19 protein-coding genes are annotated in these 23,335 nt (G+C 42.5%); 12 read left to right on the top strand and 7 right to left on the bottom strand.

The features are described 5' to 3' along the window. Positions 1 to 2: 2 nt before the first annotated feature. The 7 genes from C200_RS08600 to C200_RS08570 all read left to right on the top strand — a co-directional run bounded on the left by C200_RS08600 (position 3) and on the right by C200_RS08570 (position 10,448). Positions 3 to 1,070 (top strand): hydroxymethylglutaryl-CoA reductase, encoded by a 1,068-nt coding sequence (locus tag C200_RS08600; RefSeq protein WP_016209401.1) that lies wholly within the window; start codon positions 3 to 5, stop codon positions 1,068 to 1,070. Position 1,071: 1 nt separating this feature from the next. After that, positions 1,072 to 3,285: a hydroxymethylglutaryl-CoA synthase gene (locus C200_RS14980; RefSeq protein ID WP_080664815.1), complete on the top strand. Its 2,214-nt coding sequence runs from the start codon at positions 1,072 to 1,074 to the stop codon at positions 3,283 to 3,285. Then, positions 3,273 to 4,337 carry a mevalonate kinase family protein gene (locus C200_RS08590; protein ID WP_016209394.1) on the top strand — a complete coding sequence of 355 codons (1,065 nt, stop codon included), beginning with the start codon at positions 3,273 to 3,275 and terminating at the stop codon, positions 4,335 to 4,337. Before C200_RS14980 ends, C200_RS08590 begins: the two co-directional genes overlap by 13 nt. Continuing rightward, the gene (gene mvaD, locus C200_RS08585; protein WP_016209364.1) at positions 4,327 to 5,355 is read left to right on the top strand and encodes a diphosphomevalonate decarboxylase; all 1,029 of its coding nucleotides are present in this window, start codon (positions 4,327 to 4,329) and stop codon (positions 5,353 to 5,355) included. Before C200_RS08590 ends, mvaD begins: the two co-directional genes overlap by 11 nt. Next, on the top strand, positions 5,352 to 5,891 hold the full coding sequence (gene idi, locus C200_RS08580; RefSeq protein ID WP_016209393.1) for an isopentenyl-diphosphate Delta-isomerase: 540 nt from the start codon (positions 5,352 to 5,354) through the stop codon (positions 5,889 to 5,891). The genes mvaD and idi overlap by 4 nt, the downstream gene beginning before the upstream one ends. A 1,693-nt stretch (positions 5,892 to 7,584) precedes the next feature. Beyond that, on the top strand, positions 7,585 to 8,397 hold the full coding sequence (locus C200_RS16370) for a hypothetical protein (RefSeq protein ID WP_230383376.1): 813 nt from the start codon (positions 7,585 to 7,587) through the stop codon (positions 8,395 to 8,397). Between the two features lie 470 nt (positions 8,398 to 8,867). Beyond that, positions 8,868 to 10,448: a hypothetical protein gene (locus C200_RS08570; protein WP_248782673.1), complete on the top strand. Its 1,581-nt coding sequence runs from the start codon at positions 8,868 to 8,870 to the stop codon at positions 10,446 to 10,448. 120 nt (positions 10,449 to 10,568) lie between these two features. Here C200_RS08570 and C200_RS08565 read toward each other — a convergent pair whose 3' ends face one another. From C200_RS08565 to rpsB, 7 genes are all read right to left on the bottom strand, one after another. Next, a complete protein-coding gene (locus C200_RS08565) occupies positions 10,569 to 11,444 on the bottom strand; it encodes a lysophospholipid acyltransferase family protein (protein ID WP_016209397.1) in 876 nt (291 codons plus the stop codon). Positions 11,445 to 11,531: 87 nt separating this feature from the next. Then, positions 11,532 to 12,338, bottom strand: coding sequence for a phosphatidate cytidylyltransferase (locus tag C200_RS08560; RefSeq protein WP_016209379.1), 807 nt, complete (start codon positions 12,336 to 12,338; stop codon positions 11,532 to 11,534). Between the two features lie 7 nt (positions 12,339 to 12,345). Continuing rightward, positions 12,346 to 13,092 (bottom strand): isoprenyl transferase, encoded by a 747-nt coding sequence (locus C200_RS08555; protein WP_016209371.1) that lies wholly within the window; start codon positions 13,090 to 13,092, stop codon positions 12,346 to 12,348. A gap of 7 nt (positions 13,093 to 13,099) precedes the next feature. Continuing rightward, entirely contained in the window at positions 13,100 to 13,657 is a 558-nt protein-coding gene (gene frr, locus C200_RS08550) for a ribosome recycling factor (RefSeq protein ID WP_016209396.1), read from the bottom strand. Between the two features lie 3 nt (positions 13,658 to 13,660). Further along, entirely contained in the window at positions 13,661 to 14,398 is a 738-nt protein-coding gene (gene pyrH / locus C200_RS08545; RefSeq protein ID WP_016209399.1) for a UMP kinase, read from the bottom strand. A gap of 3 nt (positions 14,399 to 14,401) precedes the next feature. Further along, positions 14,402 to 15,280, bottom strand: coding sequence for a translation elongation factor Ts (gene tsf, locus C200_RS08540; protein WP_016209372.1), 879 nt, complete (start codon positions 15,278 to 15,280; stop codon positions 14,402 to 14,404). A 174-nt stretch (positions 15,281 to 15,454) separates the two neighbouring features. Further along, positions 15,455 to 16,222: a 30S ribosomal protein S2 gene (rpsB, locus tag C200_RS08535; protein ID WP_032126579.1), complete on the bottom strand. Its 768-nt coding sequence runs from the start codon at positions 16,220 to 16,222 to the stop codon at positions 15,455 to 15,457. 422 nt (positions 16,223 to 16,644) lie between these two features. Between rpsB and map the strand changes: the two genes are divergently transcribed. The 5 genes from map (at position 16,645) to C200_RS08510 (ending at position 23,064) form a co-directional block, all read left to right on the top strand. Continuing rightward, a complete protein-coding gene (gene map / locus C200_RS08530; protein WP_016209375.1) occupies positions 16,645 to 17,454 on the top strand; it encodes a type I methionyl aminopeptidase in 810 nt (269 codons plus the stop codon). Positions 17,455 to 17,531: 77 nt separating this feature from the next. Continuing rightward, entirely contained in the window at positions 17,532 to 20,189 is a 2,658-nt protein-coding gene (gene glnD / locus C200_RS08525) for a [protein-PII] uridylyltransferase (protein WP_016209367.1), read from the top strand. Then, on the top strand, positions 20,190 to 21,227 hold the full coding sequence (gene ansA, locus C200_RS08520) for an asparaginase (RefSeq protein WP_016209389.1): 1,038 nt from the start codon (positions 20,190 to 20,192) through the stop codon (positions 21,225 to 21,227). 1 nt (position 21,228) lies between these two features. Further along, on the top strand, positions 21,229 to 22,050 hold the full coding sequence (gene dapD, locus C200_RS08515; protein WP_016209373.1) for a 2,3,4,5-tetrahydropyridine-2,6-dicarboxylate N-succinyltransferase: 822 nt from the start codon (positions 21,229 to 21,231) through the stop codon (positions 22,048 to 22,050). Positions 22,051 to 22,179: 129 nt separating this feature from the next. Beyond that, positions 22,180 to 23,064 (top strand): DUF2608 domain-containing protein, encoded by an 885-nt coding sequence (locus C200_RS08510; RefSeq protein WP_016209387.1) that lies wholly within the window; start codon positions 22,180 to 22,182, stop codon positions 23,062 to 23,064. Positions 23,065 to 23,335: the final 271 nt, after the last annotated feature.

Below are 23,335 nucleotides of genomic sequence, written 5' to 3'. Positions count from 1 at the left end.
AAGTGACCAAGCAGTTTGCAGCGGTGCCGATGAAATCTATCGGTCCAATATTAATAAAAAATTTAGAGCTAAATAGCAAAACCGAAGTTCGCGTCCCCATGGCAACCTTTGAAACTACACTTTGGCCATCCACTGCACGTGGTGCTAAACTATCACGCCTGTGTGGCGGCATCGACAACATGATTTTAAGTGATAATATGGCTCGAGCCATCGCTGTTGAGGCTCCAAGTAGTCGCTATGGCTATGAGGTGATCGAAAATCTAAAAGAGCGTCAAGAAGATATTGCCCTTATTATTCAAGGCTCCAGTCGCTTTGCCAAGTTCGATGCGCTGACAACACGCCTAATCGGCAATACTCTATATCTGCGCCTTGCCATTCATCCAGGCGATGCATCCGGCCACAATATGGTGACAAAATCAGCTGATGCACTGATGCAGTGGCTATTAAACGAATATCAAGAGTTGCGCTATCTTTCAGTCTCCAGTAACTGGTGTACTGATAAAAAAGTGTCTGCGGTTAATGGCCTGCTCGGTCGCGGTCTACACGTCGTCAGCGAGCTCATCATCCCCCGTGACATTTGCCAAAAGCACTTACGCACCCCACCTGAGCAAATACACGCGCTGCATACAAAAAAAAACTTGACCGGTAGCATCATTTCAGGCGGGTTACTGTCTGCCAATGCCCATTTTGCCAATATGTTACTGGCGACTTATTTAGCGACAGGACAAGATGCTGCCAATATCGTCGAAGGTTCTCAAGGCATTACTCATGTTGACCTACTTGCTGATGGCTCACTGCATTTTTCAGTTAGTTTACCCAATATTATTGTCGGCACCGTTGGTAATGGCAAACACCATGAGTTCGTAACAGAAAACCTTACACTGCTTGGCTGCAATAACCCAGAGGCTCCAGCAGGGGCCAACCGTCGTCGCCTTGCCATGATTATCGGTGCAACCGTTCTGTGCGGTGAACTTTCATTAATGGCCGCCCTCACCAACCCGGGTGAACTCATGCACAGCCATATCGTCTTCGAGCGTGACCAACGCCATACCATCAGTGGAAACAATTAATATGCAACAGGTTGGAATCGATACGCTCGGCTTTTATACACCTAATTTTCACCTTGACATGCACGAGCTCGCCAAGGCTCGTAACATAGATATTAAAAAACTTCACATTGGCCTTGGTCAACATCAAATGGGCGTTCCTGCCCCGGATGAAAGCATAGTCACTATGGCAGCCAATGCGGCGGAAAAAGCATTACGTGATATTAATAGTAATGACATTGATACGGTCCTGTTTGCAACAGAAAGCGGCATTGACCAATCAAAAGCAGCAGGAATTTATGTTCACCAATTACTCAAGTTGCCTGAGTTTTGCCGCGTCATTGAATTAAAACAAGCCTGTTATAGCGCAACAGCGGGTCTACAAATGGCGATGGCCATGCTACAACAGCAAGTAGATAAAAATAAAAAGATCCTATTAATTGCTGCAGATATCGCCCGTTATGGCCTCGGCAGCACTGGCGAATCTTCACAAGGCGCAGGTGCCATTGCCATGGTACTATCCAACCAACCTCGCCTCATTCGCATTGAACCGGGCAGTGGTTATCACACCCAAGATGTCATGGACTTTTGGCGACCGAATTACCGTGATGAGGCCTTAGTTGAAGGCAAACACTCCATCGAGCTTTATTTAGAAACGTTAAAAAAATCCTGGCTACGTTACCAACAAGTCACTGGGCGTCAATATAGCGATCATGATCGCTTTTTATATCATATTCCAGTCCCCAAACTGGCGGAAAAAGCCCATCAAAAGCTGGCCATGCTTAACCAACAACCGCGACCAATAAAACAGGCCTTAGACAATGAAATTGGCGACAGTTTACGCTATAGCAAACAAGTTGGTAATTGCTATACCGCATCTTTATATATTGGCTTATTATCACTGTTAGATTTAAGCCAAGACGATTTAACCGGCAAACGCCTGGGCTTTTACAGCTATGGTTCTGGCTGTGTCGGTGAGTTTTTCAGTGGCGTCGTCCAAACAAACTATCAAAGCGTATTACAAACGTCTGAGAACCAACAGATGATCACAGCGCGCACAGCGCTTAGCATGACAAAGTATGAAGAGTTCTATAATTTCAACTACCCAAAAGATGGCTCCAGCTTAATTATCCCAGAACATACAACCGGGCACTTTCGCCTTTCTGGCTTTAATAATCACAAACGTATTTATCAAGCCACAGCCGATAAAAGCCCAGACAAAACTCATGCCCGCGCGCCCGGTAAACTTATTTTAAGTGGTGAACACGCCGTTGTTCATGGCGCGCCAGCCATTGCTATCGCCATCAATCGCTATACAACCACAACGGTCAGCAAACAACAGCAAGACTTAAGCTTTCATTTTGAGAGCTTAAAACACAAAAGTGACTATAGCTATGATAAGCTGAGCGATTTAAAACAGCGCATTAAACGCGCTCACCAACGTTTTATGCAAGGTGAGCTTGGTATTCGTGACGTCTTGCAAAAGCCCTTTGAGCTGTTGCAATTTACCGCCAGTCACAGCATCGATATGATCAAGCCTTCAACACTGGCTCATGGCGTTAATATTCACACTGAATCCGATATTCCTATCGGCTGTGGCATGGGCTCCTCAGCCGCCGGCATCGTCAGCTTAAATTATGCAATGTCGCTGTTCTTTAAACAGCGCATTTCAGATAAAGAGCAGTTTGAACTCAGCTTAACCGCAGAAAATATGCAACATGGTCAATCTAGTGGCATCGATATCATGCTCAGCTTACATGGTGGCTGTCGTCAGTTCCAACAAGGCGAATCCAAAACACTGCCTGCACCTACTTTCCCACTAAGAGTCATCAATACCGGCACACCAGAAAGCACTACCGGTGAATGCGTCAAAGCAACGCGAGATTACTTTAAAAAAAACCCAGCATTCACTGAGCAATTTGCTCTTGTCACCAATCAATTAGAACACGCCATTCTCAATCAAAATCAAGCGGCTTTTATAAAGGCAGTACGCGCGAATCATCGCCTACTGTGTGAGCTTGGCATCGTACCGAATAAGATCCAAACCCTGATCAGCGCCTTAGAAGACACCGGTGCAGCAGCAAAAATCTGCGGTGCCGGCACCGTCACCGGTCAACACGCCGGTATTGTCCTTGTCGTCAGCGACCACTACGACCAAGCAGAGCAAATCGCCAAAGCACAGGGCTATCAACTTGAAACTATCGCTATCAGCAACCACGGCGTCGAATGTCTCGATTAATTCATACCTCAGCCCCTGGCAGTACACTATTACTTGGCGAACATGCCGTCTTAGCCGGTGAAGCCGCCCTCGTGTGCGCGCTTGATAAACGCATCTTTGTCACTCTAAAACCACGAGATGACCAGTCGATTAGTATCAATTCAGAGCTCGGCTATTATCAATGCCCACTTAGCCTATTCACTCAGCCAAACACCAAAGCACAATTACAAGATCAATTAAAAAATACTCCAGCGAAATTTCGCTTTGTCTTAGCGGCTATTCAGCAAGCCAGCCAAATTAACAATAACAGGCTGCAATTGGGCTTTGATTTAACTATTCGGGCAGATTTTAAAGCCACTGTCGGTTTTGGCTCCTCTGCTGCCGTCACTGTCGCTGTACTTGGTGCATTACTGCGCCATACACAGCAGAAACAGCAAGAAGTAAATCTTAATTTATTATTTAACCTCGCTTATCGGGCCATACGTGCCGCACAAAATAATCAAGGCTCCGGCGCTGACGTTGCCGCCAGTGTCTATGGCGGCCTTGTGCATTATCAACCTCAATTATCATCACCACACGCACAGCTCCAGCAACACATTCAAACACTAAAACCTAAATTTCACTACCCGCATATTCACTTAATTTATTCAGGGTATAAAACACCCACCCCTGTTGTCATCGCTCATGTTGCCGAGCAATTTAAAAATAAACCCAATAAATTAACGGCGATTTATCAAGCAATTGCTCAATGCACTCAACAAGGCCTAAAGGCGTTGACCAATAATGCAGGTGTGATTGAGGGGCTTGCAACACTTGCAACCGCCATGACGACTCAACAAGTACTGATGACAAAATTAGGGGTTAATAATGACACGCTGCAAAACATCATCGATCACTTAACTACCGATCGTAATATTTTCGCCGCAAAAATTTCCGGCTCCGGCCTTGGTGATTGCATCATTGCCTTAAGTCATACAGCCACCCCTCCGCGATTAACCGCTGAACATGCTGCACAAGGCATCCAATATTTACCCGCTGCCATTTGCCCGACAGGTTTTTGTTATGATCACTAAACAAGATTATATTCGCTCTCTCTTACTGAACAACCATAATCAAATACAAGATACAGGCCACGCCTTTGCGCCTAGCAATATCGCCTTAGTTAAATATTGGGGCAAGCGCCAAACCGAGCTTAACCTACCCCTCACAGACAGTTTATCGATCAGTCTTGCTCATTTAGGTGCCAAAACAATAATCAAAGAAAAAGCACAAGAAAGAATACACAGCAATAAAAACCAAGATACATTTATTTTAAACGATCAAACTGTCGATTTAACTCATGCTTTTTCTAAGCGCTTAACCGCGATGTTAGACCTTTTTCGCCCAGAGCCTCACACAACTTATCATGTAAACACCACAAGTAATATTCCAATTGCCGCAGGACTCGCCTCTTCCGCCTGTGGTTTTGCCGCATTAATATTAGCTCTTAATAATCTATATCACTGGCAATTATCTGAACAAACTCTTTCTATCCTCGCGCGTATTGGCAGTGGCAGTGCTGCGCGCTCAATTTTTCACGGCTTTGTCCACTGGCACGCCGGTATTTTAGATGATGGCCGTGATAGCTATGCTCATCGCTTAAATCAGACATGGCCAGAACTCTGTATAGGCCTGGTGATTTTCGAACACGGTGAAAAGATTATGAGCTCTCGAGCCGGCATGCAGCACACCATAGCCACCTCACCTTTATATGCAAGCTGGCCTAAAACCGTCGAAAATGATCTAGAGCACATACAAACAGCGATTACACAGTATGACTTTACTGCCCTTGGCCAAATTGCAGAAGGCAATGCGCTGGCCATGCATGCGACCATGCACAGTGCACGACCGGCCTTAATGTACTCAACAGCTGAGACAGTCAGTGCCATGCAGACAATCTGGCAATTGCGCCAAGACGGTCTCGAGGTTTATTTTACCCAAGATGCCGGCCCTAATTTAAAGCTATTATTTCAGCAAAAAGATAAAAATATCATTCAAAATTACTTTCCCAATATAACAATAATTCAACCCTTCAAGGATATTACTGCGTGAGTACTATAGATACAGACTATGTCATCCTCGTTGATGAAAATGACAATGAAATCAGCAGTGATGAAAAACTCAGTGCACATGAAAATGCCTTATTACACCGTGCTTTCTCTGTATTTATTTTTCGTAAAAATAGTGAGAATCAACTTGAGTTATTAATTCAGCAGCGCCAAGCACAAAAATACCATTGTGGCGGTCTCTGGACCAATACCTGCTGTTCTCACCCGCGACCAGGAGAAGCCACTAGCGCCGCCGCAGAGCGTCGCCTGTTTGAGGAGATGGGAATTACACAAGCGCTAACGCCTGTCGGCCATTTTATTTATAAAGCCGAATTTAGTAATGGCCTCACTGAATTTGAATACGATCATGTCTTAATCGCTGAATTTCGTCCGCAAGAATTTACTGTAAATCCGCTAGAAGTCGATAATTATCAATGGATCACTATTCCTAAGCTTATTTTAGCCCTTGAAACGTCACCTGAACACTATACGCCCTGGTTTAAGCCTGCCCTAGATATCGCATTAGCTCAAGTAAAATAAAGCCTCATAAAACCTAAGCCTCTTGATCTAATCAAAGGGGTTTATTACCTAACATGACAACACTAAATTACCAGTTAAAGCATAATGTTAGATTAGGCTAAGATACACACTAAACACTCCTGCACAAATACAAAATTGCAAACACATAATCTTCTATAACAAGCTTATACTCACAACAATACTCAGCTCATATTTCACAAACACCGCCCTATAAAACAGCCCAATAATTTACAAAAAACAAACATTAAGCTTAACAGATTCTTTTGTTGTTTTCATATTAACCATTCACAAATCAATCCAGAATAAAGCACAATTTTTCAGGGTATTTTCAAGGATAAGTCAAAGCAAAGGAACGCTGTCATTATTAACACTAACTATATATAATTTATTAATTTATACAACAAGATATACAGTTATACTTCTTTTTTAAGTTATTTAAAATTTAGTTCTGACACATTTCTTTACCTTTAAATCAATATCCTCTAAATACGAATCACAACTGAGTTTAAATAGTTTTAAAGTACAGAGATAAGGATCTAACTCTATGAGAATCACAGTTCGCAGAACCGGCGATCAAATCCACTTTCATTTTTCCAATAACATAATGGCTGACATTTTTTTAAGGCATTTTCCTGTAGAGTACGGGCCTCAAGGTCGTATCCCGATTCACAATGCTAATGTTCTTAGTTTTCCTTGTTATACAGCAAGAAGTGGCGATTTTGTTATTAATTTTGGCTCACAACATCGTTGTAATCACTTCATAGACACCCTCAGAGAATGTGCTAACCTACCCAATCTCAACACATTTAATTGGTTTTTTACTTCTCCTCTCCGAGGACAAGAAGGTGAGTTTTATTTAATACAGCATTTTTTTGCAAGAGAAAATGTAGACTTACTGATAGCAGATAATGAACCTAGCGTTGCCTATCAACCAAACGCTATAACTCAGCGCAGGATGCCTGATTATTACAGAAGCCCTAGGCTCACGACACACAGAAACCCTATACCGCCAGCACACCACGGAGCATTTTCAACCTTTACCTCTCCGGTAAATTATGGAGCAACTACTACAGCGTTCGCACCACAAGGAACGCCCCTGTCATCAACACAATATAGAGCTCACAGCAGAGCTAACACACACAGAAGGCCAACACATACAACCCCGACTGCTTCCACAAACCATAGACCACAACCACAAGCGGCTCACCCAACAGTAGACCATCACAGAACGGTCATGCCACCGCCAATACATCAGCTACCTGTAATCCCAGCAACAGCAACTTCTACAGACCAAAGACCACAGATAACTTACAGACCACAGTTAATATATCCCCGTCACCAACAAATGCGTGCAATCCGAGCAGCTCCTACCATAGCACCACTAGACTTCACAATACCTGCCATGGCAGCACCTGTTGATCTTAGAACAACTGTCACCATACCACCAAGAAACGTCTTTATACTGCCCCGTTACAGAGCCCCAATAGCCGCACATGAAGAGCCCGCGATGTTCGCCGCATATAATCACCTCTTGCGTGTGCTAAGCACTCTGAACTCAGACTCTAGAATAATGGAGTTCATACAAAGAGCGATGACTTACCCCGATAAGGCCATCGCTCGTGCAACCGTAGATTATTGTGTAACCCAATTAGCACACCCTGACCCAGTAATCAGAGGTGGCATTATCGCACAAATGACGATAGCAACAGGAGACTGCTCAACACCCATTTATGATCGATTATTAGAGCTCTATATCAAGATGAAAATCGACAAAGATGAAGCCATTCCGGCAGATATCTTTGCAAGAGCAATGCTCGCACGAGCGATCGACCGTGAAACCGAGGCATTAGGAATTGCAGGGAACAAAAAAGAAGCAACAGAAATAAAGAACGCACTGCTGATGTCTATCTGCTCTGCATCTGCAGTAGAAGCAGTAGCAGCAACATCAGCAGCAGTGCATGGCAATCCTTTAGCAATCGATGCTCCCTATGACCTCATAGCAACAACCGCTAATCCTGAATATGCACTTTTCTTAATTAGCAGAAAACCACATATCTGTGCAGCCTTTAAAACGTGGATTTGCGATGCAGATGGCAATTTTAGCCCGGAAAAACTTGACCTCAAAGTTGAAGAAGAACGTAGGCTGCTCATAGGTGAGTTACCCTTTGCAAACGGTACCTATGATGAACTCATGGCATATTGCCAGGAAAAAGGCTTCTTGGATATTACTAGAATACCTATTTTTAATGGCACTAAAGATCAGATCATAAGTAATATCCGTCGAGGGGCAGGCATCACTGAAATGACCGATATTCAGCAGATAAACGCGCGCTTAAGACAATTCAAGCAAGCTATCATAACTGGAATAGATCGCCTTATAGCAAGTGATACCGAGCAACAGGCGGCAACTGAAACCGCAGCAAACCCACAATTATTTTTTCAGCATACGGCCAGTAGCACTCAGACTGATCAACCCCAAGCTGATAGAGCACCAAACGGGCCATAATCTATTTAGTCACAACCAAAAGCACTCTATCTAGCCAGTATGTTTATTACTTAATAATTAATAATTGAGCCTGCTGGCTATTTGCTCTATTTCCCTTGATAAGCTGCAAGAACGACTTACCCTGTAAGATTGCCAAGCACGGCAAATAAACCACTCATCACTTTACATAAAACAAATCAAAAATTAACAAAACATACCCATTATTTTCATATAAGTCATTAACAACACAGTCCAAAATAAGCACAGTTTTTCAGGATAAAAGAACAGTTGTTAGGAGTAACAACCACTTTCATGGTTAAACTTTTTAAGTTATTACAAGCTAAAAATAAAATCAAATAATAAAATTTTATTCCAATCTATTTAGGCTTACTTAACATTAACCAACTTTTCTATAAATAAAAACCCTGATTAATCTTAATAAAAATTCTATTTTAATAATGGCTAAAAAAGGACAACAAGGAGCTCGATTTATGCCAAAAATGAATATAACAGCAGAAATAAGAAAAGGCAAAACAGCTAAAGACCGACAAATTCAGTTACACTTTGATAGCCCAGCATTGGCAGGAGTCTTTTTGGATCATCTTCGAGATAACTTTGAGGTGGGGCAAGTACCGCAAGCATATATAGACCCGACTCTAATGCAGTTTCGAAATAATCCTTTTGGCTTTGTACCCGGTCAAAGTCATGATAGGCCACAAACTCTAAATTTTCCATGTTATGAGGTGGAACATCCTTATGATACTGCAGACCCTGAAGATCAAGAATATGGCATCAATTTCGGCTCAGCAAAGGCTCGTGATGGTTTGATAAAAACACTGGCATGGGCAACAGAACAACAAGAGTTTGACTGGTTTAAAACCTATGGAGACCGAGCGACTACGCTGTATATAAAACAGGTTGCTTTTGAACACGGTAACTTTCTTATTTCAGGCCCAGATAGACGACCTGCACGTGCCTTAAAAGACAAACTAGGGAAAATAGAATATGAACACCTGTTAAAAGGCTTAAATGATCTCGAACGTGCAAAACGAACTATCGCTGAGTATCCACATATAGAAGAATTCATTCAACTCGCACTGCGCCACACACATGGACTATTTCGCGACACAGCCCTAAAATACTGCCTCGCTCAATTAGGTGAACATCGTCCAGAAATAAGAGAGCCAATGGTAGCCGAGATGGCCGCTGCTACACAAGGAGGTCGTGCATCTGTTTCCCATTTTCTATTAGAAACCTATGTTAAAGCCATGCTAGAAAAAAATACAGCAATGATACCTGGTCTACTAGAAAGGGTCCTACTCGCCAGACACATTCAAAAGCATGCTGAAGAGTTCGGGATAGAAGGTAATTCCGAACTGTTGGAAGGATTGTTAAATATGGTATTTTTGCCAAACAGTCAGATTCCTGAAGGTATGCCGATAAAATTTAAAACCCCATACCAAACACCTCCAGCAGTCATTGACACCAGAACATCATTTGGGCAACTTCAAGTCAGACACAATAGTGTCATCGCACTCTATAACTTACTCTGGCAAGAGGGTCGCTTTAGCCCTGATAAGCTAACTAGGGTTATTGAAGCAGAGAGAGGGGAGCTTTTTCGTGAAATTCCATTTGCAAAAGCAGCCCTCATCGCAATAGAGAAGTGTGGCAGAAATAAAAATTTCTCCGACTTTGGCGAACTCGGGTTAGTTGGTGATGAAAATCAAAAGCAACGATGCATCTACGCGCTTGCTGGAGTTAATATCCGAACAGATCATGCTGATATAATCCATGCTAAAGTGGCAGCATTCACGCAACAGGTGACACAGGCAATACAAGCACAAGCACAAGCACAAGCACAAGCACAACAACATGATCGTTCACAACAAAAAAGCGCTGCCCACCACCAAGAACACCCGCAAGAACGGCCAAGAGTTGGAAAAAGAAAATACCAATCTTTATTTCTTAACCAAGCTGCAGCTGAGGCGCAAGCGCCTGCCCGTCAACCTCAAATAGGTGAACCCGACGGTGAACTTGAACCCGGCGCACCCGAACCCGGTGCACCAAGGTAACTATAACTATATATTAGATTCTCACACAAAGAGCACTATTGCTTACAGGCAACAATAAATCACTTTATTATGCCTGTAATTTCAATAACAGCTCTAAAATACACTAAAATCGCTAGTTTTTTATTTCCAAAAATTATGCGACCACATCATCCATTGATCAGGGTGACAGGTAATCGCTGCTGCCAAGCGATCCATTACCATTTGTAAAGTATTCTGTACCTTGCTGGCTTTATCGAGTAAATCATTTTGGTCTTGATCAATCTCTATTTTTTCCAAATGAATATGCGTTTTACCGTCAATTACAGGAGTCGTGACCACAATAATGGGCACTTGAGCTTGTAGCGCCATTTTCACTGCCACGGGCGAAATCGATGCGGGGCGATTAAATAAATTAACTTTTAAACCATGCTTTTTAGCGCGCTGATCAATGACCACAATCGTCATTAATCGTCTTGCAACTTTGTATTCTTTAAGCAATGCTTTTTTAATGCCCTGACCCGCTGGATACAGTCTGATCTTTCTCATCCGAATTAAAAAGCGATCAATATAACGATTTGCCGGCTGATTGTAAAACGCGCCGACGGTGAGCTCTGGCTTGGAGCGAAAAAATGCCGACAGCGCTTCCCAATTGCCATAATGAGCGGTGACGATAATTGCACCTTTCTCATCATTTTTAACAATGTCATCGATTAAGTATTCATTTTTTACAACAAATTCAGAGTAAAACTTTTTCTCGGCAATATTAATTAACATGACGGTTAGCGTATGCCTTAAGCTATTTTTTAAAATAACTTTATACTCATCCGCTGACTTTCCAGGCAAGGACTGCATGATGTTATCCATCATAAAAGTAAAGCGCTTTTTAGCCACTAAAAAATACAGCACAGGAAAAAGTAGCCTATTTGTCACACGCACCCCTAAAATACGGGTAAGCCAAACAACAAAGAGCAAGGCACCATAAGCCAGTCGATCAGAAAGTTTATTTTTTCCTACCATAATCACACTATGCCTTGATAAAATTTTGCTAAAACTACCGAAAAGTAATGCTATAGATCGTTAGCCTAACTTAAATTTAATTAACAACTAACTCATAGATAAAGGCAAAGAGAGCCATTGCCATAATAATAGAAAAATCGGCAATCCAGCCACTACACCATCTAAACGATCGAGTATCCCACCATGGCCGGGTAAAAAGTGACCACTATCTTTTATACCGCGCTCGCGCTTGGCCATGCTTTCTGTCAAGTCGCCAAGCACAGAAACTAAAGAAACACAAACGGCAATTATCAGGCTTGCTACCACACTAATTTTAAAGACACAGTGCAATAAAGCCACGCCAATCATCATCGAACACATCACACCACCGGCCAGTCCCTCCCAGCTTTTGCCAGGACTCACAGCAAGTGCCAATTTACGCCGACCAAGCGCACGCCCGGTAAAATAAGCCCCAATATCCGCCGCCCAGACCAAGGCCATCGCAGATAATAATAGCCCTGCGCCTAAATAATTATAAATCGTCAGCAGTGCAACAACAGCTGGAAGCAAAATAAACAGCCCCGCAACTAAGCGGACAGTCACGCCTTTTGCCCAACACGTCGCCGAACGTGGGTAACTCACAACAGCGAGCAAGGCAATACACCACCAAAGCAAGGCCAATAATAACGATAACTGACTCCACTTTAATGCAGGAAACACTAAAATTAAAACGCCAGCACTATAAAAAAAGCGCGTTTTTTTTGATAATAATGCTGATAAATTGGCCCACTCCCAGGCTGACCAGAAAATAACCGCAAGCACAACCACAGCAAATACGGGTTTTGGCGCAACAAAGAACAGTAACAGTGCAAAGATAATTAATCCAGCACCGGTGAAAACACGTTGTTTTAACATGAATAAACTACTCGTTGATTTGTTCTGGCGTCTTACCAAAACGACGTTGGCGGTTTGAAAAGTCAGTAATGGCTTTATCTAATTCAGTTTCATCAAAATCAGGCCAATGCACATCGGCAAAATAGAGCTCAGTATAAGCTAATTGCCACATTAAGAAATTACTAATACGCAATTCACCACTGGTACGAATAAATAAATCAGGATCAGGCAAATGCGATGTTGAAAGATACTCTGATAACATCTGCTCATTAATTTCTTCAGTCGATAAATCACCACCTTCCACCGCAGCAGCAATTTTCTGAGCAGCATGAGCAATATCCCAACGCCCACCATAATTGACCGCAACCACCAGCTTCATGCCAGTATTATTTGCTGTCTTTTTTGCAGCCGTCAGTAATTTTGTCCGTAACTTATCTGATAAGGCCGATAAATCACCAATAAACTCTAAACGAATATTCGCATTTTGTAAGCGCTTAAGCTCACGGTTGACAGTCCAAGAAAACAGCTCCATGATCAGTTTGACTTCACGCTCAGGGCGATTCCAGTTTTCACTACTAAAGGCAAACAGTGTTAAGGCTTCAATGCCACGCTCAGCACTGGCTTTAACAATACGACGTACTGCCTCAGCACCAGCCCGATGGCCTGCAGCGCGAGGTAGTTTTCGCGCTGTTGCCCAACGACCATTGCCATCCATAATAATGGCAATATGTTTAGGAGCTAAATCTGCCTCTGCCTCAACACTCATAGAGCTCATCTATCCTTTAAATCTCTATTAACTCTTTTTCTTTGACCTGAATAATAGACTCAACATCGGTGATACATTTATCAGTGACTTTTTGTACACGATCTTGAGCGCGACGCTCATCATCTTCGCTCATTTCTTTTTGTTTTAACAAGTCTTTAAAACGGTTATTCGCATCACGACGAATATTGCGAATCGCCACACGCGCATTTTCAGCTTCACCTTTAACAATCTTCACCAGGTCACGGCGACGCTCTTCTGTTAATGCTGGCAAAGGCACACGAATCACCTGGCCTGCTGACGATGGATTAAGACCCAAATCAGACACCATAATCGCTTTTTCAACCGCAGCAATCATGGTTTTTTCCCAGGGTACCACCTGTAGTGTTCTAGCATCAGCAATACTAATATTGGCAATCTGGCTCAATGGCGTATTACTACCATAATAATCAACAGAAATATGCTCTAATAAGCTCGGGTGTGCACGGCCGGTACGAATTTTAGCTAAGTTATCGCGTAAGGCCTCTAAACTTTTTTCCATACGTGCTTGCGTATCGGTAATTATTTGATCTATCACTTTTTATTCCCCACCACTGACTAAGGTGCCTTCATCTTCACCTAAAATAACACGAAGAAGCGATTTTTCCTTAAAAATATTAAAGACACGAATCGGTAAATGATGGTCACGACACTGGCAAAAAGCCGCCAAGTCCATCACACCTAACTCTTTTTTTAAAGCCTCTTCATAACTTAAAAATGAATAGCGTTCTGCTGTTGGATCTTTTTCAGGATCTGCAGTATACACACCGTCAACACGCGTTGCTTTTAACAATAAGTCCACATCAACTTCGATGCCACGTAAACTTGCCGCTGAATCTGTTGTCACTAAAGGGTTCCCAGTGCCTGCGGCAAAAATTACCACACGCCCTTCAGACAGGTGATGCATGGCTTTACGACGATCATAGTGATCTACCAAGCCACTCATCGGAATCGCTGACATAATCCGTGCGGGTACATCAATGCGTTCTAACACATCACGCATTGCCAACGCATTGATCACTGTCGCCAACATGCCCATATGGTCACCCGTGACACGACTTAGTCCAGCCTCAGAAAGGGCCACTCCGCGTAAGAAGTTGCCCCCACCGATAACAAGGCCGACCTGAACCCCTAAAGCCATCACTTGCTTAATCTCATGTGCAAATCGTTCGATTGTCTTGGGTGAAATTCCAGAGACATTCGTCCCCATCAAGGATTCACCACTTAGCTTCAATAGAACACGCCGATATTTCAGCGCTCGTGATGTCTTGGCCGTCATGGATTAACCTCCCTGGACAGTTTTCATCACTTCTGCAGCAAAATCATCTTCTTTTTTCTCTATGCCTTCACCCACTTCAAAGCGAATAAAACCAAGTACTTTAGTGCCACGCTCTTGCAAGTATTGCCCTACTTTAACATTAGGATCGATCACAAACGGCTGACCAACCAAGGCATTTTCAGCTAAGAATTTATTAATCCGTCCACCCATCATTTTTTCAATGATATTGTCAGGTTTCCCGGCCATATCCGGCTGCGCTTTGATAATTTCTTTCTCTTTTTCTACAATCTCAGCAGGCATATCTTCAGGATTAACCACCATAGGATTTGACGCTGCAACATGCATCGCCACTTGCTTGGCCAGCTCTGCATCACCATCTTCAAGTTCAACAGCAACACCAATGCGCCCACCATGAGTATACGCACCAATCACGCCTTGTGACTCAATAATTTGAGCACGACGTACTGAAATATTTTCACCAATTTTAGCAATCAATGCAGTACGTTTTTCTTCAACTGTCTGGCCATCCGCACCCATCGCTTCAGCTACAGCCGCCACATCAGTTAAGCTATTTGCTAATACCAACTCACCGACTTCATTGGCAAACGCCAAGAAACTTGCATCACGTGCAACGAAATCAGTTTCACAGTTAACTTCTGTTACCGCCACTGTTTTATTATCAGTCGATGCTTTAATAATAATCACACCTTCTGCGGCAACACGACCCGCCTTTTTCACCGCTTTTGCAGCACCTGACTTGCGCATCTCTTCAATTGCAACTTCAATATCACCACTCGCTGCAGACAGTGCTTTTTTGCACTCCATCATGCCTGCACCTGTACGCTCACGTAATTCTTTAACCATTGCAGCAGTAATTGCCATTGTAAATTCCTCTTTAAATTTAGATGTAAGTTAAGTTAAGTTAAGTTAAATTAACTTTAGATTAGCCTTAGATTAAATTATCTCACTATTGATAAGAAAAAAAGGGGTCCTCTAACAAGCCCCCTTTTTTAATAAAACTCAGCGAAATTGATTTACCCTAAGAGCCCCTAAGGTTTATGCATCTTTTTCCGCTTCTGTTCCTGATGCTGATTCTGCAGTAATTTCAACAAATTCATCACCTTTCGTCGCTGCAATCTTTGCTACTTCACGCGCTTCAAGAATCGAATCTGCGATACCTTGTGCATAAAATTGAATAGAACGAATCGCATCGTCGTTGCCAGGGATCACATAATCAACGTCATCCGGGCTGTTATTAGTATCAACAACACCAATAACTGGAATACCGAGCTTCTTAGCTTCAGCGATAGAAATTTTTTCATGGCCAACATCAAGAACAAAAACCGCATCTGGAAGACCTGCCATGTTCTGAATTCCACCTAAACTGCGCTCTAATTTATCCATCTCACGCTGTAAAGTTAAGGCTTCTTTCTTCGTAACACGCTCAAAGGTGCCATCAGCAGCTTGACCTTGTAATTCTTTTAAACGCTTAATCGACTGACGTACTGTTTTATAGTTCGTCAACATACCGCCTAACCAACGGTGATCAACATAAGGCATGCCACAGCGCTGAGCTTCTTCACGAATGATATTCGATGCCGCACGCTTAGTACCAACAAAAAGAACCTTGCCCTTTTGAGACGCGAGCTTGCTAACAAAGTTAATCGCATCTTTATAAAGCGGTAAACTTTTTTCTAGATTAATAATATGAATATTATTGCGCTCACCGAAAATAAAGCGCTTCATTTTTGGGTTCCAAAAACGAGTTTTGTGTCCGAAGTGAACTCCGGCTTGTAACATTTCACGCATGGTCACAGCTGCCATGACTTTCTCCTAATTTTTAAGGGGTTAAACCTCCACAGTCCCTATCTTTCAACCCTTGGGCACCCGAAACATAGTTAATAGCCTGTGTGTGTTTTATTATTAATTGCGCAAGATTCAAGAGTAAAACTCACTTGCAGCGCCATTTTATACCATAAATTAGCATTAAAGACAACGGCTATGCTCAGGTTTTACTTTGGCCATTTTAGCTATGGTGCCATCATCAATGATCTATTACACTAATGACATTCTAGCTGGTGACATTCTAGCTGGCATTTTGGCTAACAAGGCTTAATATTTATCCAGCCAGTACTAAAAAGTATCAAAAAAGACTGAATTACGAGAATACACTCAATGAAAGCCACCTAATAATTTAAAGGCTAAAATTAAAAACTTAAGACAATCAACCAAGAGCATAGAGCATCATGACCATTAAAATTAAGACAAGCGATGAAATCGAAAAAATGCGCAAAGCAGGACGTTTAGCTGCTGAAGTTCTCACCATGATCAGTCCACATGTGGCCCCCGGTGTAACGACAGAAGAACTCAATACCCTCTGCCATGACTATATTACGCATGAGCAACAAGCGATTCCCGCCCCCTTAAACTACCATGGTTTTCCAAAATCAATCTGCACCTCAGTGAACGATGTCATCTGTCACGGCATTCCAACCGATCGCAAACTGAAAAAAGGCGACATCGTCAATATCGATGTCACCGTCATTAAAGAGGGCTACCATGGTGACACCAGCATGATGTTTCATGTCGGTGAATTTAGTGCCAAAGAGCGACAAACACCTCAATATCAAGCCCGTGAGCGCCTCATCCACATCACCCGTGAATGTTTATTTAAGGGCATTGCTGAAGTCAAGCCTGGCGCAAGCTTGAAAACCATCGGCAAAACTATTCAAACACATGCTGAACATGCTAATTATTCCGTCGTTCGTGAATACTGCGGTCACGGCATCGGCGCCGTCTTTCATGAAGAGCCACAAGTGGTGCATTACGATGACCCACAGGTAAAAGACGTTATTTTACAAGAAGGCATGACCTTTACAATTGAACCGATGATTAATATGGGTAAATCCCAAATAAAAACCTTAAATGATGGCTGGACGGTAAAAACCAAAGACCGCTCACTCTCAGCGCAATGGGAACATACCTTACTGGTCACCGCTGGTGGCGTTGAAATTCTCACCCAGCGTGATCAAGAGCAATTTCTTTATTTAAGTTAAAGCTAAAGCAAAGCAAGGCTAGGGCTAGACTAAGTGAATAAACTATATTAATAAACTAAAATTAGGCGTAAGCAATAATGGACGCGATGGTATGGGCACAGCAAACACGTGAAAAATTAATTACCCTTAATGACAAACAAAAGGCGATATTGCAGCAATTTCCACAACGCGCCTATCAGCTATTGCGTCAACGTGCCAAAACAATCGACCGCATTCTAAACCAAGCGTGGCCAAAACTTGAGCTTGCCCGCTGCACGTTAATTGCCACGGGCGGCTATGGCCGCGGCACCCTGTACCCTTACTCTGATATCGATGTACTGATTTTAACTCACAAGCCCATTAAACGAATCAATCAAGGCAATGATCACTTATCTAGCCTTAATCTAGACCCTCATCATGAGCAGCAAAACTATCAAAATGCCATCAGTGTGTTTTTAACGCAATGCTGGGATGCCGGTCTAGAAATTCGTCATAGCGTTCGCACCCTCGCAGAGTGTCTCAAAGACAGCAGCCATGATCCTGTCTTTTTTACCAGCATCTTAGAAACACGCTATTTAAATGGCGATAAAGCCTTATTTACCGAGCTCCAACAGAAACTACACTCACTTAAGGTCTGGTCTAAACAGCGCTTCTTTGAAGAAAAACAAAGAGAAAGCGCAAAACGTTACCAGTTATTTCAAAATACCGTTTATAACCTAGAACCTGATATTAAAAATAGTCCAGGGGGATTACGTGACCTTGACACCCTACGCTGGTTATTACTGCATCATTTTGGTGATATACATCTCATCCAGCTCTATAAGCGTAAACTAGTAACACGACTTGAATACCGCAAATTAGCGCAAGCACAACAATTCTTTGCACAAATTCGTCTTGGCCTACATTTATGCACTCAACACAAAGAAAACCGCCTACTCTTTGATCATCAGCCCAAACTCGCTGAGTTTTTAGGCTATCACGGCGAATCTAGCAACGACACTGTAAGCATGATGATGCAAAACTACTTTCGCCATGCTGCTGAGCTGCGCCTACTTTTTATCATCTTGATGCGCCAATTCGAACAATCCTTTACTCAGGTAACAAGCCGATCGATTGGCAAAACCCCTTTTATTAAAACAGGCCATTATATTGGCCTGGCTGAGCATTACAGTTTTAAAGAGCAGCCCAAACTCATCCTCGAGATATTTCTATGCTTGGCCAAACAAGATCAACTCATTGACATTGACGCTAAAACCAGCAAAGCACTGATGGAAAGCCTTGCTCTCATTGATGAAGGTTATCGCAACCAGCCAGAACATCAACGCCTTTTTGCCACATTATTACAATATCCAAGCCAATTGCGCATGATGAACCGCTTTGGCATTATTGGCGCTTATCTGCCAATCTTTAGCGCCATCATCGGCCAAATGCAATACAGTTTATTTCATAGCTATACGGTTGATACACACACTTTATTTGTTATGCAAAATATCGAGAAGTTTTGCCGTTCACAAAAAAATCAAGACCAGAGTCACACTCAACATTTAAAACACTATGAAAGCGTCAGTCACACTTTAGAAGACCCGGCAATTATCTATACAGCAGCATTTTTCCATGATATTGCCAAAGGTCGTGACGGCCAACACTCTGAAGAAGGCGCCATCGATGCCAATGCATTCTGCCAAGCCCATAGTTATACGCCTTATCAAACACGCCTCGTCAACTGGTTGGTATTGCATCATCTACTGATGTCACAAACCGCACAAACCAAAGATATTCAAGACCCCCATGTCATTAACGAATTTGCACACAAAATAAGGGATTTGACCCATTTAAACTATTTATATGTCTTAACCGTCGCCGATATTCAAGGCACCAACCCAAAGCTTTGGAATAGCTGGCGAGAAGCTTTACTGAAGAACCTTTACCTAGCCACTAAAGATGCCTTAAAGCGCGGCAGCGATACAGACCATCTGGTCATCGAACACATGCAAGAAAATCAAGCCGATGCACTTGCACTCCTCAATATGAATATCTTCTCATCTGGGCAAGTGCTAGACCTCTGGCAATATTGGCATAATGACTATTTTATTAAAAATTCCGCCCAAACAATCGCTTACCAGACAACCTTAGTGTTAGTCTTAGCGCCAACTAAACTGCCCATCATTGACTTTCAACACAGTGAACAGCCAAAAATCACCCAGGTGTTTATTTACTGTCAAGACAGCGCACATTTGTTTACACGCATCGTCAATGCGCTTGACCGACTCAATATCAGCGTGAATGAAGCGGCCCTTAGCACCACACTCAATGGCTACAGCCTGCACCATTACGTTATTTTCGAGCAAGACAACACCCCTCCCGAAGGCACAATACGTCTAAATGAAATAAAGCAACAACTAAGTACCGCCATCGCCAACCAACACCTGCCCTCTTTTGTTAAACGCCGCCCTAACGCCAGACTCAGTCACTTTCATGTCCCAACCCAGGTGAGCTTTCAAAACACCCTTTCTAAAATGACAGCACTAAAACTTATTACCCGCAATCAGCCGTCATTATTAGCTTATATTGGCTTAACACTATCCCAACACAACCTCATTATTCACAATGCCAAGATCAGCACGTTTGGTGAACGTGTTGAAGATACGCTGTATATTACTGATCAAGAACGCCAACCCATAGACGATCAGTCCCTCTTAAATAAAATAGCTCAAAGTCTGTGTTACCATTTTGATAAAATTCAGGAGTCACCTTAAATGACGAAAGCTGTGACTAAAAAAACAATCTATATCGCCTACACTGGCGGCACGATCGGTATGCAACCGACGACACAAGGCTTCAACCCATCCCCTGAATTTCTTGCCAAACAAATGACTGAGCTCCCTGCCATTCACCATGAAAAAATGCCGAATTATGTCCTCAATGAATATAGCCCACTGATTGATTCAGCAAATGCCACCCCTCAAGATTGGGTCAATATCGCTAAAGATATCCTAGAAAATTATGACCAATACGACGGCTTTGTGATTTTACATGGCACTGATACCATGGCCTATACGGCCTCCGCACTGTCATTTTTATTGCCTAACTTAGATAAACCAGTCATCATCACCGGTTCACAGATTCCAATCGGTCAAATTCGCAATGATGCAGCTTGCAATATTATCGATGCCTTATTGATTGCCAATCATCACCCAATTCCAGAAGTTTGCTTATATTTTAATAATTATTTACTGCGCGGCAATCGCAGCCAGAAAACCTATGCTGATCGACTCAACGCCTTTCGCTCACCCAATTTTCCACCCCTGGCTGAAATCGGTATTGAGATTAAAATTAGAGAACACCTCATCCTTCCTCCCTCAACACCCGCGATCCAACTGCCAGCCTGGCAAGATGCAAAAATTGCCGCCTTTCGATTATTTCCAGGCTTTTCCATGACGATTTTAGAACATGTCTTGGCCCAAGATATCAATGGGATTATTCTTGAAAGCTATGGTACCGGCAATGCACCCAATCAAAATTTATCCTTTTTAAAGGCATTGCAGCAGGCGAATAATCGCGGTGTTGTCATTGTCAATTGCACACAATGTTTACAGGGCGCGGTGAAAATGCAAAATTATAGCACCGGTCATGCCTTACTGGATGCGGGTGTTATCAGTGGCCACGACATGACACCGGAGGCCGCACTAACTAAACTTTCTTGGTTATTTAGCTGCCATCAAGATATTACACTTATTAAAAACAAAATGACTGAAAATCTTCGAGGCGAATTAACAGCAGAAAAGGCGATATAATATGACCGAATTAGAACCTCTCATTCATGACCTCTTCGAAAGACGTGCTCACTTAACTACCAGCAACTTACAGGCCCATGAACGCACCGCAATTGAAGAAGCGATAAAGCAACTCGATCAAGGCACATTGCGTGTTGCTGAAAAAATTAACGGCCACTGGCACACCCACGAGTGGTTGAAAAAAGCAGTTTTGCTCTCTTTTGTAACCAGTAATAATCAAATCCTCAATCACTCCAACCAACAATTTTATGACAAAGTACCACTTAAATACCAAGGCTATACTCAACACGACTATGAGCAACAGGGAGTACGCATTGTACCCCCGGCAACCGCTCGTCGTGGCGCTTATATCGCAGCAAATACAGTACTAATGCCAAGTTATGTCAATATTGGCGCTTACGTTGATTCCGGGACGATGGTCGATACCTGGGCAACTGTCGGCTCATGTGCGCAAATTGGTAAAAATGTCCACCTTTCTGGTGGTGTTGGTATTGGTGGTGTTCTAGAACCCTTGCAAGCGACACCGACGATTATTGAAGACAATTGCTTCATCGGTGCGCGCTCTGAAATTGTCGAGGGCGTCATCATCGAAGAAAACTCGGTCATAGGCATGGGAGTTTTTATCAGCCAAAGCACTAAAATCTATGACCGCGAAAAAGATCAAATTTCCTACGGTCGCATTCCGAGCGGTTCTGTTGTCGTTGCCGGTAGCTTACCCTCACAGCAAGGCCAGTGTCACTTAAATTGCGCAGTCATCGTTAAACACGTTGATGCAAAAACCCGAGCCAAAACCGGCATTAATGACTTACTGCGTAACCACTAACTTTCACACACCTAAGTTAAGATTTAGCTGTTACCTTACAGCTTTTTCTTTTCTTACTGCGATCCCGAATCACTCCAAATTAAATCTTAGTAACTAACAACAAAACTAATAACAATAGGTATAATTACTATGCATGCTCGTTTTTTAGCACTCGCATTGACATTGGGTCTTATCACATTAATCTCTCCTTGTTGCTTAGCCTCACAACAAATCACCGTTCATACATTTAAGCAGTTTTACCAACAGGCTGAGCACACAGCAGAGCAATATTCTCCAAAAGATATCCTTATCGTCTTTGATATTGATGATACCTTACTCAAATTAAAACAACCCTTCGGTGGGGCGTCTTGGTGGGACTGGCAAAGCAATTTACTTAAAAACAACCCCAAAAGCCCGCTCTTAGAAGCGCATAGTGTTCAAAGTTTATTAAAACTTCAAGGCATGTTATTTGCTTTAAGCAAAAGCCAACCTGTAGAAACTAATCAGCCTACGCTTGTAAGTAAGCTACAACAACAAGGCTTTAATCTGTTAATTTTAACCGCCCGCAGCCCTGAGTTTCGTAATAGTACAGAGGCCTCTCTAATAGCAAGCAGCTATCACTTTAATAAAACGGGTACTGTCCATCAATACCTGCCATATCAGCTTAATCATCTTGAAAAAACAGGCTTAACCCCTGCTGAAATTAAGCAATTTCATTGGCAAACACCACGCCTCATCAGCTATGGCAATAATATTCTCTTTAGTGCCGGACAAAATAAAGGGCTTATGCTCAAGCTGTTATTAAAACGCTTAGGCTTGCACTTTAAAAGCATTCTTTTTGTAGATGATAGCAAAACTAATATCAAGGCAATGCTCAATGCCTACCCTGATACAAATCAAACTGTCACTGCATTTTACTACACACACATGCGACAAGAAAAAAACAATTTTAAAGATAACATTCCAAAAATCCATCAAGCATGGCAAGTCTTTAAGGCAAGCTATGAAAAAAACTTTGGGGCATTGCTTCAATAAAATTTAGCGCAATTACCACACATAATATTTAATTTTAAAATTAACAATGTTAGTTTTTTGAAAATTTACATTTCCGTATATTTACATGTTGTATTCTCATGATTTGAAAAATATTTTTAATAATGTTTTTATAGCACTCAACGAATAGTTTCTGACATTGACTTCATTACTTGACTAAGCGCTGTCTCTAAATTTATTTCATCTTGATCAAGCTTCATGCGAACCCTATTTTTAAGCGGTGACCATACATGCTCTATCGGGTTTAAATCAG

It is taken from the genome of Piscirickettsia salmonis LF-89 = ATCC VR-1361, from assembly GCF_000297215.2.
Taxonomy (GTDB): domain Bacteria; phylum Pseudomonadota; class Gammaproteobacteria; order Piscirickettsiales; family Piscirickettsiaceae; genus Piscirickettsia; species Piscirickettsia salmonis.
The sequence above is the reverse complement of the archived record's forward strand: the minus strand, read 5'-3'. Positions and strand labels throughout refer to the sequence as shown.

Coding starts and splice junctions, on each gene's coding strand:
- C200_RS08565 (WP_016209397.1), bottom strand. CDS start 11,444: ATGGTAGGAAAAAATAAACTTTCTGATCGACTGGCTTATGGTGCCTTG.
- C200_RS08510 (WP_016209387.1), top strand. CDS start 22,180: ATGCATGCTCGTTTTTTAGCACTCGCATTGACATTGGGTCTTATCACA.
- pyrH (WP_016209399.1), bottom strand. CDS start 14,398: ATGACGGCCAAGACATCACGAGCGCTGAAATATCGGCGTGTTCTATTG.
- glnD (WP_016209367.1), top strand. CDS start 17,532: ATGGACGCGATGGTATGGGCACAGCAAACACGTGAAAAATTAATTACC.
- mvaD (WP_016209364.1), top strand. CDS start 4,327: ATGATCACTAAACAAGATTATATTCGCTCTCTCTTACTGAACAACCAT.
- C200_RS08555 (WP_016209371.1), bottom strand. CDS start 13,092: ATGAGCTCTATGAGTGTTGAGGCAGAGGCAGATTTAGCTCCTAAACAT.
- C200_RS08570 (WP_248782673.1), top strand. CDS start 8,868: ATGCCAAAAATGAATATAACAGCAGAAATAAGAAAAGGCAAAACAGCT.
- C200_RS08560 (WP_016209379.1), bottom strand. CDS start 12,338: ATGTTAAAACAACGTGTTTTCACCGGTGCTGGATTAATTATCTTTGCA.
- C200_RS16370 (WP_230383376.1), top strand. CDS start 7,585: ATGACGATAGCAACAGGAGACTGCTCAACACCCATTTATGATCGATTA.
- rpsB (WP_032126579.1), bottom strand. CDS start 16,222: ATGGCAGCTGTGACCATGCGTGAAATGTTACAAGCCGGAGTTCACTTC.
- map (WP_016209375.1), top strand. CDS start 16,645: ATGACCATTAAAATTAAGACAAGCGATGAAATCGAAAAAATGCGCAAA.
- dapD (WP_016209373.1), top strand. CDS start 21,229: ATGACCGAATTAGAACCTCTCATTCATGACCTCTTCGAAAGACGTGCT.
- C200_RS14980 (WP_080664815.1), top strand. CDS start 1,072: ATGCAACAGGTTGGAATCGATACGCTCGGCTTTTATACACCTAATTTT.
- C200_RS08590 (WP_016209394.1), top strand. CDS start 3,273: ATGTCTCGATTAATTCATACCTCAGCCCCTGGCAGTACACTATTACTT.
- tsf (WP_016209372.1), bottom strand. CDS start 15,280: ATGGCAATTACTGCTGCAATGGTTAAAGAATTACGTGAGCGTACAGGT.
- ansA (WP_016209389.1), top strand. CDS start 20,190: ATGACGAAAGCTGTGACTAAAAAAACAATCTATATCGCCTACACTGGC.